General features: G+C 75.5%; 18 protein-coding genes. 7 read left to right on the top strand and 11 right to left on the bottom strand.

The window, feature by feature from the left end; genetic code table 11:
* Nucleotides 1-166: 166 nt before the first annotated feature.
* Nucleotides 167-826: a DUF805 domain-containing protein gene (locus KIK08_RS11415; protein ID WP_214403040.1), complete on the top strand. Its 660-nt coding sequence runs from the start codon at nt 167-169 to the stop codon at nt 824-826.
* A gap of 120 nt (nt 827-946) precedes the next feature.
* Here KIK08_RS11415 and KIK08_RS11410 read toward each other — a convergent pair whose 3' ends face one another.
* Both KIK08_RS11410 and KIK08_RS11405 read right to left on the bottom strand, forming a co-directional pair.
* Nucleotides 947-1,276, bottom strand: coding sequence for a branched-chain amino acid transporter permease (locus KIK08_RS11410; RefSeq protein ID WP_214403039.1), 330 nt, complete (start codon nt 1,274-1,276; stop codon nt 947-949).
* Nucleotides 1,269-1,943, bottom strand: a complete 675-nt coding sequence (locus KIK08_RS11405) for an AzlC family ABC transporter permease (RefSeq protein WP_308257586.1) — start codon at nt 1,941-1,943, stop codon at nt 1,269-1,271. Before KIK08_RS11405 ends, KIK08_RS11410 begins: the two co-directional genes overlap by 8 nt.
* Before the next feature lie 62 nt (nt 1,944-2,005).
* On the opposite strand from KIK08_RS11405, the gene KIK08_RS11400 reads away from it, so the two are divergent.
* Entirely contained in the window at nt 2,006-2,461 is a 456-nt protein-coding gene (locus KIK08_RS11400; RefSeq protein WP_214403038.1) for an Lrp/AsnC family transcriptional regulator, read from the top strand.
* Here the strand turns inward: KIK08_RS11400 and KIK08_RS11395 are convergent.
* Nucleotides 2,445-3,107, bottom strand: coding sequence for a TetR/AcrR family transcriptional regulator (locus tag KIK08_RS11395; protein ID WP_214403037.1), 663 nt, complete (start codon nt 3,105-3,107; stop codon nt 2,445-2,447). The two genes, KIK08_RS11400 and KIK08_RS11395, sit on opposite strands and share 17 nt — an antisense overlap.
* Before the next feature lie 90 nt (nt 3,108-3,197).
* Between KIK08_RS11395 and KIK08_RS11390 the strand changes: the two genes are divergently transcribed.
* Complete coding sequence (locus tag KIK08_RS11390; RefSeq protein ID WP_214403036.1) at nt 3,198-4,379, top strand: glycosyltransferase; 1,182 nt, start codon at nt 3,198-3,200, stop codon at nt 4,377-4,379.
* A gap of 48 nt (nt 4,380-4,427) precedes the next feature.
* Here the strand turns inward: KIK08_RS11390 and KIK08_RS40985 are convergent, their stop codons facing one another.
* From KIK08_RS40985 to KIK08_RS11380, 3 genes are all read right to left on the bottom strand, one after another.
* Nucleotides 4,428-4,562 (bottom strand): hypothetical protein, encoded by a 135-nt coding sequence (locus KIK08_RS40985; RefSeq protein WP_256446201.1) that lies wholly within the window; start codon nt 4,560-4,562, stop codon nt 4,428-4,430.
* A 75-nt stretch (nt 4,563-4,637) separates the two neighbouring features.
* Nucleotides 4,638-5,078 (bottom strand): VOC family protein, encoded by a 441-nt coding sequence (locus KIK08_RS11385; protein ID WP_214403035.1) that lies wholly within the window; start codon nt 5,076-5,078, stop codon nt 4,638-4,640.
* 78 nt (nt 5,079-5,156) lie between these two features.
* Nucleotides 5,157-5,813, bottom strand: a complete 657-nt coding sequence (locus KIK08_RS11380) for a TetR/AcrR family transcriptional regulator (RefSeq protein ID WP_214403034.1) — start codon at nt 5,811-5,813, stop codon at nt 5,157-5,159.
* 91 nt (nt 5,814-5,904) lie between these two features.
* Between KIK08_RS11380 and KIK08_RS11375 the strand changes: the two genes are divergently transcribed.
* Entirely contained in the window at nt 5,905-6,294 is a 390-nt protein-coding gene (locus KIK08_RS11375; RefSeq protein WP_214403033.1) for a YybH family protein, read from the top strand.
* An 18-nt stretch (nt 6,295-6,312) separates the two neighbouring features.
* Here the strand turns inward: KIK08_RS11375 and KIK08_RS11370 are convergent, their stop codons facing one another.
* A complete protein-coding gene (locus KIK08_RS11370; RefSeq protein ID WP_214403032.1) occupies nt 6,313-7,650 on the bottom strand; it encodes an aminotransferase-like domain-containing protein in 1,338 nt (445 codons plus the stop codon).
* 64 nt (nt 7,651-7,714) lie between these two features.
* Here KIK08_RS11370 and KIK08_RS11365 point away from each other — a divergent pair, with 64 nt between their 5' ends.
* Nucleotides 7,715-8,335, top strand: coding sequence for a DJ-1/PfpI family protein (locus KIK08_RS11365; RefSeq protein WP_214403031.1), 621 nt, complete (start codon nt 7,715-7,717; stop codon nt 8,333-8,335).
* Between the two features lie 49 nt (nt 8,336-8,384).
* A complete protein-coding gene (locus tag KIK08_RS11360) occupies nt 8,385-9,641 on the top strand; it encodes an MFS transporter (protein WP_308257584.1) in 1,257 nt (418 codons plus the stop codon).
* 13 nt (nt 9,642-9,654) lie between these two features.
* Here KIK08_RS11360 and KIK08_RS11355 read toward each other — a convergent pair whose 3' ends face one another.
* On the bottom strand, nt 9,655-10,053 hold the full coding sequence (locus tag KIK08_RS11355) for a VOC family protein (RefSeq protein ID WP_214403029.1): 399 nt from the start codon (nt 10,051-10,053) through the stop codon (nt 9,655-9,657).
* 142 nt (nt 10,054-10,195) lie between these two features.
* Between KIK08_RS11355 and KIK08_RS11350 the strand changes: the two genes are divergently transcribed.
* Nucleotides 10,196-11,191 carry a helix-turn-helix transcriptional regulator gene (locus KIK08_RS11350; RefSeq protein WP_214403028.1) on the top strand — a complete coding sequence of 332 codons (996 nt, stop codon included), beginning with the start codon at nt 10,196-10,198 and terminating at the stop codon, nt 11,189-11,191.
* 37 nt (nt 11,192-11,228) lie between these two features.
* Here KIK08_RS11350 and KIK08_RS11345 read toward each other — a convergent pair whose 3' ends face one another.
* From KIK08_RS11345 to KIK08_RS11335, 3 genes are all read right to left on the bottom strand, one after another.
* Entirely contained in the window at nt 11,229-13,031 is a 1,803-nt protein-coding gene (locus tag KIK08_RS11345) for a gamma-glutamyltransferase family protein (protein WP_214403027.1), read from the bottom strand.
* Nucleotides 13,032-13,100: 69 nt separating this feature from the next.
* Nucleotides 13,101-13,508: a nitroreductase/quinone reductase family protein gene (locus tag KIK08_RS11340; RefSeq protein ID WP_214403026.1), complete on the bottom strand. Its 408-nt coding sequence runs from the start codon at nt 13,506-13,508 to the stop codon at nt 13,101-13,103.
* A gap of 12 nt (nt 13,509-13,520) precedes the next feature.
* Nucleotides 13,521-14,952, bottom strand: a 1,432-nt coding sequence (locus KIK08_RS11335) for a TM0106 family RecB-like putative nuclease (RefSeq protein ID WP_214403025.1), incomplete at its 5' end; no start/stop codon positions are given.

Below are 14,952 nucleotides of genomic sequence, written 5' to 3'. Positions count from 1 at the left end.
GTCCGGTGGCGTACTCCGGCCAGAATCGCCGGAAAAACGGACATTCCACTCGAAATTGCGCGCATCTCGGAAATATCTGTCACACCCGCGCGACCAGGCACGATCTCCTGTTCAAGATGCTCACGGCCGATGAGGACGTCGCGGGCGATCGCGTCGAGGGGGTTCAGTGAACTGGTACGTGAAGGTGCTCCGGCAGTACGCCGATTTCAGCGGGCGGGCACGCCGGCAGGAGTACTGGATGTTCGTCCTGATCCACGCCTGCGTGTGCTTCGCGTTCGGCCTCGTCACGACGCTGCTCGGCAGCATCATCGGGAACGCCGGGTTCATCATCGGCGCGGTCCTGCTGGGCCTCTACGGCCTGGCGATCATCGTGCCGAGCCTCGCGGTCGCCGTGCGCCGGATGCACGACATCGACAAGTCCGGGCTGTTCCTGCTGGTCTCGTTCATCCCGGCGGTCGGGGGCATCATCCTGATCGTGCTCGCCGCGCAGGAGGGCACCCGCGGGCCCAACCAGTACGGGCCCGACCCGAAGGCCGAGTACGGCCCGGACCCGGGCTTCCCGGTCGCCCAGGGCGCCTACGGCCAGCAGGGTGGCTACCCGCAGCCCGCGGGCTACCCGCAGCCCGGTTACCCGCAGCAGAGCGGCTACCCGCAGCAGGGCGGGTACCCCCAGCCGGGCGGCTACCCGCAGAGCGGCGGATACCCGCAGCCGGGCGGATACCCCCAGCAGGGCGGATACCCCCAGCAGGGCGGATACCCGCAGCAGTACCCGCAGCAGGGCGGCTGGCCGCAGCAGGGTGGCGCCTCCGGCGGCCAGCGGTACTGACGGCCGGCGGAGCCGACCGGGCTGGCACCGCCGGGCTGCTGGTCGACCACGTCGACGGCTCCGTCCTCGCCGAGGCCGGGCACCGGACCGGACCGGACCCCGGTGCCGGGCCGAGGCCCGTCAGCCCGCGACGCCGCTGAGCAGGACGACGTGCACCGCGGTGCCGGCGACGATGCTGAGCACGATGTCGCGCCGCCACAGGTGCAGCCCGACCGTGACGGCCAGCGCGACCGCCGTCGGCACGCCGTACGACGGCGCGGTCAGCGGCACGTCGCGCAGGGTGTGGGCGACGAGCACCGCCATCACCCCCACCGGCGTCGTCGCGCCGAGGTGCGCGACCAGCGGGCTGCGGCGCAGCGGCGCCAGCAGCGCGAACGGCAGCGCGCGCAGGGTCCAGGTGATCGCCGCGCTCACCGCCACCGCGGCGAGCAGGTAGCCGGGCTCAGGCACGCCGACCACCCGCGACCGCGTGGCGCACCAGCAGGTACGCGGTGAACAGGCCCATGCCGGCGAGCATCGACCGGGCATCGGCCAGCACGACCCCGAGGACGGCGCAGCCGACCGCGACGAGCGCGTTCGGGACGTCCCGACGCGCCCGGAACGCGTCGATCCCCAGCACGACGAACAGCGCCGTGACCGCGAAGTCGAGCCCGACGACGCCGGCCGGCACCAGCACTCCGCCCAGCGCGCCGAGCGTCACGCTGCCGACCCAGTACAGCTGCACGAAGGCCTGCACGGCCAGGATCCGCCGGCGGCTCCAGCCCCGGGCGGCCGGTGTCGCGGTCAGCGCGTAGGCCTCGTCGGTGAGGGCGAAGGTGCTGTAGGCCTTGGCCAGCGGGCCCCGGACGCGGTGCAGCGGGAAGGACAGCGCGTAGAAGACGTGCCGGGAGTTGACCACGAGGGCGGCCGCCGCGATCTGCCCGAGCGGGGCGAGCGCCGTCACCAGGCCGAGGAGCACGAACTCCAGCGAGCCGGCGAAGATCACCGAGGCGAAGACCGTGGCCCACCACCAGGCCAGCCCGGACTGCCCGACGAGCACCCCGAACGCCACTCCCATGGCCGCGGCGGCGACCCCCACCGCCAGCGAGTCGCGCGCGGCCGCTCGGACGTCATGCACGGAGAAATTTTATGTCGATCCACTCGACATATGGTTGCGGATCATTTCGATATCATCCGGCGATGCGCAATCCTCGGGCACTCGATCGCATCGATCGCGACATCTTGTTCCACCTCGAACGCGATGGCCGGCTGAGCAACGTCGAGCTGGCCCGCCGGGTCGGCCTCACCCCACCGCCGTGCCTGCGCCGGGTCAAGCGGCTCGAGGACGAGGGCGTCATCACCGGGTACCGGGCGGTGCTCGACCCGGAGGCGGTCGGGCGGGGGTTCGAGGTGGTGGTCTCGGTGGAGATCCGGATGACCGACCGCGACACCCTGCTGGACTTCGAGGCCGCCGTCGCCGCGTTCGACGAGGTCGTCGAGTTCCGCCGGTGCTTCGGCACGCCCGACTACTTCCTGCGCGTGCTGGTGGCCGACCCGGCCGCCTACGAGGCGCACCACATGAAGCTGCTGGGGCTGCCGGCCGTCTCTCGGGTGGTGTCGCACCAGACGATGAAGCGGATCAAGACGTCGGACTGACCGGGAGCAGGCCGCCCAGGATCCGGCGCAGCGCGGTCGGCAGCGGATCGCCGTCGTCGGGGGTGAGCTCGATCGCGGCCAGGTGGGGGTGCCCGCCCCGGGCGACGACGTGGGCGAGGTACCGGGCGCCGCGCAGCACGTCGACCGGGGAGGCCTCGGACTGCGCGTTCGCCGCGACCACGGCGTTGAGCATCGCCAGCGCGACCAGCTTGTCGCCGTCGGGCGCGGGGTGGTCGGCGAGCACGGCCAGTACGTGCTCGGCCAGGTCGATCCCGTTCGGGCCGGCGACCGGCCGGGTGAGGACCAGTTCCGGCAGCCACGGGTGGCGGCGGTAGATCTCGCGGGCCTGCAGGCCGACGTCGACGAGGTCGTCGAGCCAGGAGCCGGTCGGGGGGTCCAGCCGGTACTCCCCGGCGACGTGGTCGGCCATGAGGTCGAGCAGGTCCTCGCGGGTGTCGACGTAGCGGTAGAGCGAGCCGGCGCCGGTGCCCAGCTCGGCGGCGACGTGCCGCATCGAGACCCCGGCGAGCCCGTCGCGGTCGGCCACCCGCACGGCGGCCTGGGTGATCTCGGCCCGGCTGCGCCCCGCGGGCCGCCCGACGCCCGCCCGCTCGGGCCGCATCCAGATCAGCTCGTCCGACGCCATCCACCCTCCCGCGTTTGCGAACAGCGTATCCGTTCCGTACCTTCGAGTTCAACGTTCGCGAACAGTGGATGCGAATAAGGTGGGTGGAACATGAAGGTCCTCGTCCTGGCTCCCGGCACGCGCGGCGACGTCGTCCCCGCGACCGGTCTCGCCACGGCGTTCCGCGCCGACGGCCACGAGGTGACGATCGTGGCGAACGCGGAGTACGAGCACCTCGTCACCGCGGCCGGCTGCACCCACGCCCCCATCGACGCGCCGCTGACCCCGCCGGCGGGCGCACCCGGGGGCGTGCGCGGCTACCTCGCCGTGCTCCGCACCTACATGGACCGGGCTGCCACCGCCGCGCTGGCCGCGGCCCCCGGCGCCGGGATCGTGCTGACCAACGCCATCTCCCCGTACGGCCACGACATCGCCGAGGCGCTCGGCGTCCCCTCCGTCGAGGCGCTGCTGCAACCCTCCGAGCCCAGCGCCGACCACCCGCCGATGATCTTCGCGGGTCGCGACCTCGGCCGCGTGGGCAACCGGATCGCCGGGCGGATCGCCGCCCGGGTGCCCACCCCGTACGACCCCGCCTGCGCGCGCGTGCGCGCCGAGCTGGGGCTGCCGCCGGAGAGCCGCGCGGCGGGCCGGCGGCGGCGCCGGGACGCGGGGCTGCCGGTGCACCACGGGATCAGCCCCGCCGTGCTCCCACGGCCCGCGGACTGGCCCGCCGACCTCACCCTTGACGGGTACTGGTGGGGCCCGGACGCCGGCGGGCTCGATGCCGAGCTGGAGGCGTTCCTGGACGCCGGCCCGGCGCCCGTCGTCGTCGCGCTCGGCAGCATCCCCGCCGGTCAGGACGTGGTGGCGGCGGCGCTGCTGCGCAGCGGGGTGCGCGCCGTCGTCCAGGGCATGGACGAGGTACCCCTCGACGGGCCGGACGTGCTGCGCATCGGCGAGGCACCGCACCACCTGCTGCTCCCCCGCGCCGCCGCGGTCGTCCACAGCGCCGGCGCCGGAACCACCGCCGCGGCCCTGCGGGCCGGCGTGCCCTCGGTGCCCGTGCCGGTGCACACCGACCAGCCGTTCTGGGGCCGCAGGCTGGCCGCGCTCGGCGCCGGCACGGCCCCGCTCCCCGCGAAGGGCCTGCGCCCCGACGCGCTCGCCGCCGCGATCGACACCGCGCGCACCGCCCAGCACCTGCGCAGCGGCGCGGCGGCCGTCGCCGAGGCGCTCCGCACCGAGGACGGGACCCGGCCGCTTCGGGAACTGGTCAACCGGGCCGCGGGCTGATCCGGCCGGTCGCCCCCCATCCGCGCGGCCAGGTCACCGACGAGCGCCTCAGCGATAGCCGTCCACCTCGACGAGGGTGTCGAGGCCGTGCGCTCGCCCTCCCATGACCTGCCGGCACAGCGCGGCCTCCTGGTCGACGGCGAACGGCCCGCGGTCGGTCTCGTAGTCCGGTTCGATCGACATCCGCAACCACCTCCGGCCGGAGTGTCCCGCCGGCCGGAGCAGATCGGCGAGGATCCTTGCCGCATCGGCAAAGCCTCAGCCGAGCTCCTCGGCCAGCCCGACGACGATGCCCTCCGGGCCGCGGACGTAGCAGAGCCGGTACACGTCGCCGTACCGCTCCACGCTGCCGACGAGCTCGCCGCCGTGAGCGCGCAGGCGGGCGACGACGTCGTCGATGTCGTCGACGGCGAACATGATGCGCCGGATGCCGAGCGTGTTCGCCGGCGCGTCCACGGGCGCGCCGCGGACCGCCGCCGGCTGGTGGAACACCACCAGCTCGACCCGGCCCGAGCCGTCCGGGGTCCGCAGCATCGCCACGTCCTGGCGGACGTCGTCGATCCCGATGACGCGCTCCACCCACTTCCCCTCGACCGGCCCCTTGCCCTCCAGCTCCATGCCGAGCTCGACGAAGAACCCGATCACCGCGTCGATGTCCTCGACGACGATGAGGACGTTGTCCATCCGCTTGAGCGCCATATCGGTCTCCTCGGTGTCGTACGGTCGCGTCGCTGCGGGGACGGTGCCACCGGGCCGATCTCGACAGCCCGTCCGCGGTCAGGTCTCCCAGCGGCCGGACAGCAGCTCAGGGGCCGGGGGTTCGCCGGGCAGCGGGTGCGGAGCGGGTGCGCGCAACCCGTCGAGCGCGATCGCGGTGATCCTGGTCCGCGCGTTCACCGCGGCGGGCACGAGGTCCGTGCGGCCCTGCTGCCGCAACTGGTCGATCATGGGCGACTTGCCCAGCTGCTCCACGAGCAGGTGCAGGTCGGTCGTCGTCACGTCGGGGCGCAGGACCCCGGCTGCCCGGGCCCGGGCCACCAGCGCGTCGACGGCCTCGTCCGCCCGCCGGTTCTTGTCCGCGATCTCCTCGGTGAGCTCGATCGTCCCGGCGACGGACCCCAGCGAGCCCTGGCCGATGTCGAACCCGGCCAGCAGGTAGTGCGCCAGGCCCTCCCAGGGATCGGCGTGCGCCAACCCCTGCTCCGCGGCGTCGATCCAGCGGTCGAGCGTGAGCGAGACCAGCCGCTGGAACAGCTCCTGCTTGGTCCGGTAGCGCCGGTAGAGGCTGCCGATGCCGACGCCCGCGCGGGCGGCGATCGCGGCGACCGACGCGCGGGCGCCGTCGACGGCGACCACCTCGCGGGCCGCGGCGAGCAGCGCGCGGTCGTTGGCCTCGGCCTCCGCCTGCCGCGGGGCCCTGCGGGGCTCGGTCACCGGAGCAGCATAGGGCCCTTGCGGAGCGTTCCGCTCCGGTCTACGGTTGTAAACGGAGCGTTTCGCTCCGCAAACTGACGAGGGAGTGGACATGACCGACGAGGACACCGTGCGGGAGCTCATCGCCGCGGCCGACCGGTACCAGAGCGACGTCGACCGGTTCGTCGCGCTCCACCACCCCGACGCCGTGGTCGTCAACCTCGCCGGCCGCCGGGTCCTGGGCCGCGACGCGCTGCGCCGCGCCATGGCGTCCGCGCTGGACACCCCGCTGGCCGAGGTGCTCACCCGCATCGAGGTTCTGGACGTGCGCTTCCCCCGACCCGACGTGGCGCTGGTCAGCGCGCGCAAGCACGTCTCGGACGAGCCCGGCGCGGCCGTCGACGCCGTCCCGTCGACCGGCCAGATCACCTACACGGCGGTGCGCTCGGCCGACGGCTGGCGGATCGCGCTCGCCCAGACCACGCCGGTGCTCGCGGGCTGAGGAGCCGGACCCCGGCCCTCAGCGGTGCGCGTCCTGCTCGACCTCGCTGCGGACCGCCCCCAGCGCGTCCCGCAGTTCGGGCAGCCCGACCGAGCCGAGGGCCAGCCGCAGCGCCGGCGGCGCGGGTCGGGTGGTCGCGAACGGCTCGGCGGTGGAGACCGCGACCCGCCTGCGGGCCAGGGCCGCCGCGATCCGGTCCGGGCGCGCCCCCACCGGCAGCGGCAGCCACAGGAAGTACGACGACGGGTGGCCCACGTGCGCCAGCCCGTCCAGCACCTCCCTGGCCACCTCCTGGCGCCGGCGGGCGTCCGCGCGCTTGCGCTCCTCAAGGCGGTCGACGGTGCCGTCGTCGAGCCAGCGCCGGGCGATGGCCATGGTCAGGGCGGGGGTGTTCCACGCCGTCACCCGGATGGCGCGCTCCAGCGCCGGCACCAGCGGGCCGGGTGCGACGACGAAGCCGATCCGCAGCCCGGTCGCCACGCTCTTCGACAGGCCGGAGACGTAGGTGGTGCGCTCCGGGGCGAGCACCGCCAGCGGCGGCGGCGCGTCCTCCACGAGGTAGGCGTAGGAGGCGTCCTCGATGATCGACAGCTCGTGCCGGCGGGCGACGGACACCAGCCGCGCCCGCCGGGCGTCGTCGAGGACCCAGCCCAGCGGGTTGTGCAGGGTCGGCATCGCGTAGACGGCCCGGACGCGACGCCGGGCGCACAGCCGGTCGAGCGCGTCCGGATCGGGCCCGGACCCGTCCGCCGGCAGCGGCGCGAGCTCCAGCCCGAGCGTGCGGGCGAGCACCGCGAACCCGGGGTAGGTGACGGCGTCCACCGCGACGACGTCGCCGGGGCGGAGCAGCGCGGTGGCCGCCACCGCGAGACCGTGCTGGGCGCCGTTGACGATCAGCACCCGGTCGCGGCCGACGTCGAGCCCCCGCCTGCGCAGGTGGCGGGCGACCGCCGCCCGGTCGTCGACGCGCCCGCGGTGCGGCTGGTAGCCGAGCAGCGCGTCGACGTCCCCGGACGTCGACAGGTCCCGCAGGGCCCGGCGCAGCAGGTCGGCCTGGCCCGGGACCGACGGCGAGTTGAAGCTCAGGTCGGTGGCGTCGACGGCGACCGACTGCTGGTCGATCCCCGTGCCCGGCGCGGTGGCGGGGTCCCGGACGAACGTGCCCCGCCCCTGCTCGCAGCTGACCAGCCCCATCGCCGCCAGCTCCGCGTACACCCGCGACGCCGTCACCAGCGCGATGCCCTCGTCCGCGGCCAACTGGCGGTGCGTGGGCAGCCGCGCGCCCGCCGGCCAGCGCCCGCCGCGGATCTGCGCCGCGAACGCGTCGACCACGCCCCTGTACCGCGGCACCCGCACCGCCGAATTGTAGGCATGACAATTCTTCGACAGTCATGGATCGGCGGTCGTAGCGTCCGCGGCCATGCACACCGCGATCCTCACCTTCGAGGGCTACAACGAACTCGACTCCCTCATCGCGCTCGGCGTGCTCAACCGGGTCGCCGAGCCCGGATGGCGGGTGTCGATCGCGAGCCCCGCCCCGCGGGTGCGGTCGATGAACGGCGTCACCATCGAGGCGATGGTCGACCTCGACGAGGCCTGCACCGCCGATGCCGTCATCGTCGGCAGCGGCGCGCGGACGCGCGAGGTCGTCGAGGATCCCGCCGTCATGGCCGCGCTGGGTCGGCTCGACCCCGCCCGCCAACTGCTGGCCGCTCAGTGCTCCGGCACGCTCGTGCTCGCGAAGCTCGGGCTCCTCGACGGCGTGCCCGCCTGCACCGACCTCACCACCCGGCCGTGGGTCGTCGCCGCCGGCGTCGACGTGCTCGACCAGCCGTTCTTCGCCCGCGGCAACGTGGCCACCGCGGGCGGCTGCCTGGCCTCCGGCTACCTCGCCACCTGGGTCATCGCCCGGCTGCGCGGCCTCGACGCGGCCCGCGCCGCGATGCACTACGTCGCGCCGGTCGGGGAGAAGCAGGAGCACGTCGAGCGCGCTCTGCGCAACGTGACCCCGTACCTCGACGCCGCCCTGATCCCCTCCTGACCGGTCGGCGCGGCGACACGGCGGTCCGCGACTGGTACGGATGACACCCGTGGACACCGCACGGGTCGCCGAGGCGCTCGCGACCGACGACGACGCCCGCGCCCGGCTGCAGCGCCGCGTGCTGGCCGTCGTCGTACTGGGACAGGTGCTCGGTGGGGCCGGGCTCGCCGCCGGCATCACCGTCGGCGCCCTGCTGGCCCAGGAGATGCTCGGCTCCGACGACCTGTCGGGGGTGCCGACGGCGCTGTTCACCCTCGGCTCGGCCCTGACGGCGTTCCTGATCGGGCGGATCACCCAGCGCCACGGCAGGCGCGTCGGCATCGGCATCGGCTTCACCGCGGGAGGCGTCGGCGCGATCGGCGTCGTGGCGGCGGCGGCGACCGACAGCGTCGCGCTGCTGTTCGCGGCGCTGTTCGTCTACGGCGCCGGGACCGCCACCAACCTGCAGGCCCGCTACGCCGGCACCGACCTCGCCGCACCGGCCGCGCGCGGCACGGCGATCAGCGCCGCGCTGGTCGCCACCACGTTCGGCGCCGTGGCCGGCCCGAACCTGGTCGAGCCGCTCGGCTCGCTGGCCGGCGCCCTCGGGCTGCCGCCACTGGCCGGGCCGTTCCTGCTGGCCGCGGCCGCCTTCCTGGCCGCGGGGACCGTGCTGTTCGCGCTGCTGCGCCCGGACCCGTTCCTGGTGGCCGCCCACCTGCACCGCGCGAACCCCGGCGTCGCCACGACGACGGGCGGCGCGACCGGGCCCGGGGTCATCGTGGGCGCGACGGTGATGGTGCTGACCCAGATCGCGATGATCGCCATCATGACCATGACCCCGGTGCACATGCGGGCGCACGGGCACGGCCTCGGCGAGATCGGCCTGGTCATCGGCATCCACGTGGCCGCCATGTTCCTGCCGTCGCTGATCACCGGTCCGCTCGTCGACCGGCTCGGGCGGGTCCCGATGGCCGCGGCCGCCGGGGTGGTCCTGCTGCTGGCCGGCCTGCTCGCCGGGCTCGCCCCGCCCGACTCGATGCCGCTGCTGGTCACCGCACTCGCCCTGCTGGGGCTGGGCTGGAACCTTGGGCTGATCTCCGGGACCGCGCTGCTGGTCGACGCCACGACGCCCGACAACCGGGCCCGCGTCCAGGGCACCGTCGACGTGCTGATCGCCCTCGGCGGCGCGGGCGGCGGCGCCCTGTCCGGCGTGGTGGTCGCCGGGGCGGGCTTCCCCGCCCTCGCCCTCGGCGGGGGCGTCCTCGCGCTGCTGCTGATCCCCGCGCTGTTCCGGGCCCGCTCCTCGCCGTCGCGCGCAGTCTGAGACCGGGCGGGCGTCAGACCCCGAACCTGGCGCGCGCCGCCGCGGTCACCGGGGTGAACAGGTTGACCAGGTTCCCGTCGGGGTCGCGGAACAGCAGCGAGCGGTTGCCCCACGGCATGTCCGCGGGCCCGGCGACGACGTCGGTGAGCCCGTCGCGGAGCCGGGCGAAGTCGGCGTCGACGTCGTCGACGAGGAACTCGACGATGGCGCTGCGGTTGACCCCCGGTTCGGCGCAACCCTCCCCGAAGATCGGCACGGTCCGGTCGCTACCGATCGCCAGCGTGCCGGCCGGGGTCGGGATCTCGGCGAACAGCTCGTTGCCCCAGATCGCGCCCGTCCCGGTCACCTCCTCGTAGAAGCCGACCAGGCGACGGACGTCCGCGGTGATGATGCGGGTCGAGACGAACCTCATGGCGTTCCTCCTCCCACCGCCACGCCGGGTGGCAGTGATCGCGCGCCCGCGGGGGCGCCGCGGCCCACCGCGGGCCGCACACCCGACCGTGGCCCGGATACCGGGCAGGATCCGCCCGGAATCGGCTGCGATCCTTCCCGATGTGGCCCGACCCACCAGCCGCGTCCTCGCCCTGCTGGAGATCCTGCAGACGGGAGGGACCCGCACCGCGGCGCAGCTCGCCGCCGCACTGGGCGTCGACGAGCGCACCGTGCGCCGCTACGTCGAGCACCTCGTCGACCTCGACGTGCCGGTGCGGTCCGAACGCGGGCGCTACGGCGGCTACCGGCTCGCGAAGGGCTACCGGATGCCGCCGCTGATGCTCACCGATGACGAAGCGATCGCCACGCTGGCCGGGATCGTGGCGGCCGACCGCGCCGGCCTCGTCCCGTCCTCGGCGGCCGCCGCCCACAGCGCCGCGGCGAAGGTGCGCCGGGTGCTGCCGCCGCAGCTCGGCGCGCGGCTTGACGCGCTGCTGGAGGTCACCGGGTTCCCCGAGTCCCGGCGGTCGCGGGCGGCACCGGAGACCGACGTGCTGCTGCTGTTCGCCCAGGCCGCCAGGCAGCGCCGGGCGGTCGCGATCGGCTACCGCTCCGGCAGCGGGCGGACCAGCGAGCGGACGCTGCACCCCGACGGCGTGGTCGCCCACGCCGGCCACTGGTACGTCACCGGCGCCGACTCGGCCAGCGGCGAGGACCGCACCTTCCGGCTGGACCGGGTGCGCACGGCGGTGCTGCTGCCCGACACCTTCCCCGCCGTCGACGACCGCGACCCCCGGGACCGCCTGCTCTCGTCCCTGGCCGGGGCGCCGCGCCGGCACGCCGTCCGGGTGCTGGTGCGGGCCGACCGCCACCACATCGAGCACCGCACCCCGCCCGGCCTGGTGGAGGTGGAACCCGTCGGGGACGGGCGGTGGGTCCGGCTCCGCCTGCAGGTCGAGGAGCTCGACTGGGTCCCGTCGCTGCTGGCCTGGATCGACCGGCCGTTCGTGGTCGAGCAACCGGACGCGCTGCGGCAGCACGTGCGGGAGCTGGCCGAACGTCTGGTGCGCTCCGCCGAGCGGCCGTTCGACGAACGGGAGCCGTTCGGTCTTCCCTGACGGACCCCGGTGTCCCGCCGATCACGGACGCTGACGGCTACCGCGCCGCCGCCGCGCCCACCCCGCTGCGGGTGTCGGCGGCCGCACGCAGCAGGGGGCCGTCGCCGCGGCCGACCGCGCACAGCCGGCCCAGCGCCCACGGGCCGGCGTCGACGACCGAGTGGCCGCGGCGGCGCAGCGCGTCGAGGGTGGGCTCGCCCAGCCGCGACTCCGCGACCACGCCGCCGGGCTCCCAGCCGCGCGGGGCGAACGACGACGGGAACGCGACGGAGTGCCAGGCCGGCGCGTCGATCGCGGCCTGCAGGTCGAGGCCGCCGACGGTGTGCGCCAGCCAGAAGCACAGCTGCCACTGGTCCTGCTGGTCGCCGCCCGGCGTGCCGAACGCGATCCGCGGCTCCCCGTCGCGCAGCCCCAGCGAGGGGCTCAGCGTCGTCCGCGGCCGCTTCCCGGGCACCAGCGACGAGGGCAGGCCCTCCTCCAGCCAGAACATCTGCGCCCGCGTCCCCAGGCAGAAGCCCAGCTCGGGGATCGTCGGGGAGGACTGCAGCCAGCCGCCCGACGGGGTCGCCGAGACCATGTTGCCGGCGGCGTCGACCACGTCGACGTGCACCGTGTCGCCGCGCACCGCGCCGGTGCGGTCGACGGTGGGCTCGCCGAGGCCGAGGCTGGTGACGCCGTCGCCGCGGGCCCGGCCCGGGTGGGTGGCGTAGTCGGCAAGCCGCGGGGTGCGGCCGTCCGGGGAGCCGGGGCGCAGTTCGAGGGAGGCCCGTTCGCCGATCAGGGCGCGCCGGGCCGCCGCGTACTCGGCGGACACCAGCGCGGCCAGCGGGACCGGGGCGCTGTCGCCGTACCAGGCCTCGCGGTCGGCGAAGGCCAGCTTGGCCGCCTCGACGGCGACGTGCACCGTGTCGGCGGTGGCGACGCCGTCGGCGTAGCCGATGTCGGCGTCGCGCAGCAACTGCAGGGCCTGGGCCAGCACGGGGCCCTGCGACCACGCCCCCGGCTTGGCCAGCGACCAGCCGCCGCCCACGTCGACCAGCAGCGGCTCCTCGTAGGTCGCCGACCAGCCGGCCAGGTCGTCGGCGGTGAGCAGGCCGGCGTGGTCGCGGCCGGACTCGTCGCGCGCCGGGGTGCGGCAGAACCGGTCGACCGCCTCCGCGACGAACCCGCGGTACCAGGCGCCGCGGGCGGCGTCGATGCGGTGCTCGCGGTCGCCGCCGGCCTTCGCGGCCTCGTCCAGCAGCCGCTGCCACGTCGCGGCGAGTGCCGGCAGCCGGTGGGTCGTCGTCGGCACCGCGCCGTCGGGCAGCCAGGTGCGCGCGGAGGTGGTCCAGTGGTCGCGGAAGTGGTCGGCGACGGCGGCGATCGTCACCGGGATCCGCGGCACCAGCGGGAAGCCGCCCGCGGCGTAGCCGAGCGCCGGCTCCAGGACGTCGACCAGCTCCCACGTGCCGTGGTCGCGCAGCAGCGTGAGCCAGCCGTCCCACGCGCCGGGGACCGTGGCGGCCAGCAGGCCGGTGCCCGGGACGATCGGCAACCCGAGGTCGTCGCGGATCCGGGAGGCGGTGGCCGCCGCCGGGGCGACCCCCTGCCCGCACAGCACCCGGGGCGACGGGTCGCCCGCCGTGACGAAGACGGCCGGCACCTCCCCGCCCGGCCCGCAGAGGTGCGGCTCCACCACCTGCAGCACGAACCCGGCCGCCACCGCGGCGTCGAAGGCGTTGCCGCCCCGGGCGAGCACCGACATCGCCGTGGCGGTGCCGAGGTAGTGGGTGCTGGACGCGGCGCCGTGGACGCCGCGGCGCTCGTGCTTGGTCGGGGCCCCGCCTCCGGTGGTCATCCCCCGATCCTCACCGATCGCGGCCGCGCCGGCAGCCCGGGTTCCGCGGACCGGATCGATCCTCGCCAGTCAGGCGCGGGTGAGCGCGACGACCGGGATCTCCCGCTCGCCCGCCTTCTCCTCGTGGTCGGCGAAGAAGGGGTAGGCCCGCTTCAGCTCGGCCCAGACGCGCTCCCGGTCGGCGCCGGTCGTCGTCTCGGCCAGCGCCGGGTACGTCTCGTCGCCCACCTCGACGGTGACGTGCGGGTCGGCGGTGAGGTTGAGGTACCAGGCGGGGTGGACCGCTGCGCCCATGTTCGAGGCGATGACCAGGAGGCGCTCGCCGTCGGGGTGGAACATCATCGGGCTGGTGCGCGGCTCGCCCGAGCGGCGACCGGTGGTGGTGAGCAGGAGCAGGCGGTCGCGGTGCATGCCCTCGACCTCACCGCCCGCCCGGAACTGCTCGATCACCGCGCGGTTGATCGACGTGATGTCCATGGGCCCTCCCGGCTACAGGTCGGCGGCGAGCGGGACCTGCTCGACCGCGGGCGAGGTCATCCACTCGCGCAGGGCGCGGGTGGCGGCCACGTCGTCGGCGTTGTACTCCAGCAGGCGGCGGCGCTGGTCGGCGTCGGGCGGGCCGCCGTCCATGCCGACGGCGTCGCGGTACCAGCGCATCGAGTTCTCCCCGCCGGCCTCCGGGTCGCGCCAGCTGAAGCCGGCGACCGGGGCGACGCGCTTGAGGCCCTTGCCGTGCGCGCACAGGAACCACTCGTCGACCACGGCGTAGATGTCGACCCAGCCGGGGTGGGCGATGAACTCCTCGACCTCCGACACCGGCGGGATGCCCGGGTGGCCGGCGAAGCGCCGGGCCGACGCCAGCAGCCAGCGGTTCTCGGCCTGCTCGTTGTAGCAGTAGGCGGCGAACGTGCGCCCGCTCGCGGCGGCGGCGGCGCGCACCCCGGACAGCCAGCCCCAGAACTCGGCGAACGACCGGGCCTCGTCGGCGTCGGGCACGGGGACCCAGGTGGCGAAGGCGCGGTAGCCCTCCTGCTCGTCGCCGGGCCGGCGGCCGCCGGGGAACGACAGGTGCACGCCCCACATGTAGGCGCCGGACTCGCCGAAGCTCTCCATGTCGACGTCGACCTCGACGTCGGCGCGCAGCACGGGCACCGACGGCACCCGGCGCACCACGGCCAGGCCCCGCAACCACGCCCTGGCCAGCGCGACCACGTCGGCGAAGGGCGGACCGGCCAGCGGGACGGGCTCGACGGCCGGGTCGCACGCGGCCAGCTCGGCGACCGTGCGCACGCCGACCTCCCGCAGGGCGACCGCCGCCTCCCCGCGCACGACCAGGCTGACGTCGCCGGCCCGCTCCAGCTCGGCGGCGCAGGTGGGCCACCACGGGCAGCGGCGGCACTCCATGATCCGGGACGGGTGGGCCAGCGCCGGGCGCTGCTCGGCGGCGGCCTCGGCCACGGCGGTGCGGTCGGCGAAGCGGGCGTCGTACTCGGCGAGGGTGGAGCGGTCGCCCGGCCAGTGGCCGGCGCGCAGGTCGTGCCAGACGACGACGTCGGCGTCGAGGCCGACGACACCGCCGACGTCGACGTGGGCGGCACCGGCCGGCGGGGCCCAGCCGGCCGCCCGCAGCATGCGGTTGAGGTGGGCCAGGCGCAGCAGGTCGCGCGGCTGGGAGCGGACCTTGCGCCGCGGGTCGGGGCGGGCGGCGCCGGGGCGCGGGTCGGTGAGCGGGGAGGTGGCCGCGCCGTCGCCCGGGTCGGTGATGCGGTGGCGGACGACGAGGACCGGCACGTAGCCGCCCTCCGGCACGCGGACCAGCAGCTCGGCCCCGCCGCGGCGGCCGTCGGCGTCGGGCAGGACGGCGCCCCAGACGAACTCGGCGCCCGCGGCGACCGCGGCGGCCGTGTCCGCGCGGCGCTCG

This window comes from Pseudonocardia lacus, assembly GCF_018531445.1.
In the GTDB taxonomy this organism is placed as follows: Bacteria; Actinomycetota; Actinomycetes; order Mycobacteriales; family Pseudonocardiaceae; genus Pseudonocardia; species Pseudonocardia lacus.
Note: the sequence above shows the minus strand (reverse complement) of the source record. Positions and strands in the feature narration are given on the sequence as shown.

Coding starts and splice junctions, on each gene's coding strand:
- KIK08_RS11400 (WP_214403038.1), top strand. CDS start 2,006: ATGCGCAATCCTCGGGCACTCGATCGCATCGATCGCGACATCTTGTTC.
- KIK08_RS11395 (WP_214403037.1), bottom strand. CDS start 3,107: ATGGCGTCGGACGAGCTGATCTGGATGCGGCCCGAGCGGGCGGGCGTC.
- KIK08_RS11390 (WP_214403036.1), top strand. CDS start 3,198: ATGAAGGTCCTCGTCCTGGCTCCCGGCACGCGCGGCGACGTCGTCCCC.
- KIK08_RS40985 (WP_256446201.1), bottom strand. CDS start 4,562: ATGTCGATCGAACCGGACTACGAGACCGACCGCGGGCCGTTCGCCGTC.
- KIK08_RS11385 (WP_214403035.1), bottom strand. CDS start 5,078: ATGGCGCTCAAGCGGATGGACAACGTCCTCATCGTCGTCGAGGACATC.
- KIK08_RS11375 (WP_214403033.1), top strand. CDS start 5,905: ATGACCGACGAGGACACCGTGCGGGAGCTCATCGCCGCGGCCGACCGG.
- KIK08_RS11365 (WP_214403031.1), top strand. CDS start 7,715: ATGCACACCGCGATCCTCACCTTCGAGGGCTACAACGAACTCGACTCC.
- KIK08_RS11355 (WP_214403029.1), bottom strand. CDS start 10,053: ATGAGGTTCGTCTCGACCCGCATCATCACCGCGGACGTCCGTCGCCTG.
- KIK08_RS11345 (WP_214403027.1), bottom strand. CDS start 13,031: ATGACCACCGGAGGCGGGGCCCCGACCAAGCACGAGCGCCGCGGCGTC.
- KIK08_RS11340 (WP_214403026.1), bottom strand. CDS start 13,508: ATGGACATCACGTCGATCAACCGCGCGGTGATCGAGCAGTTCCGGGCG.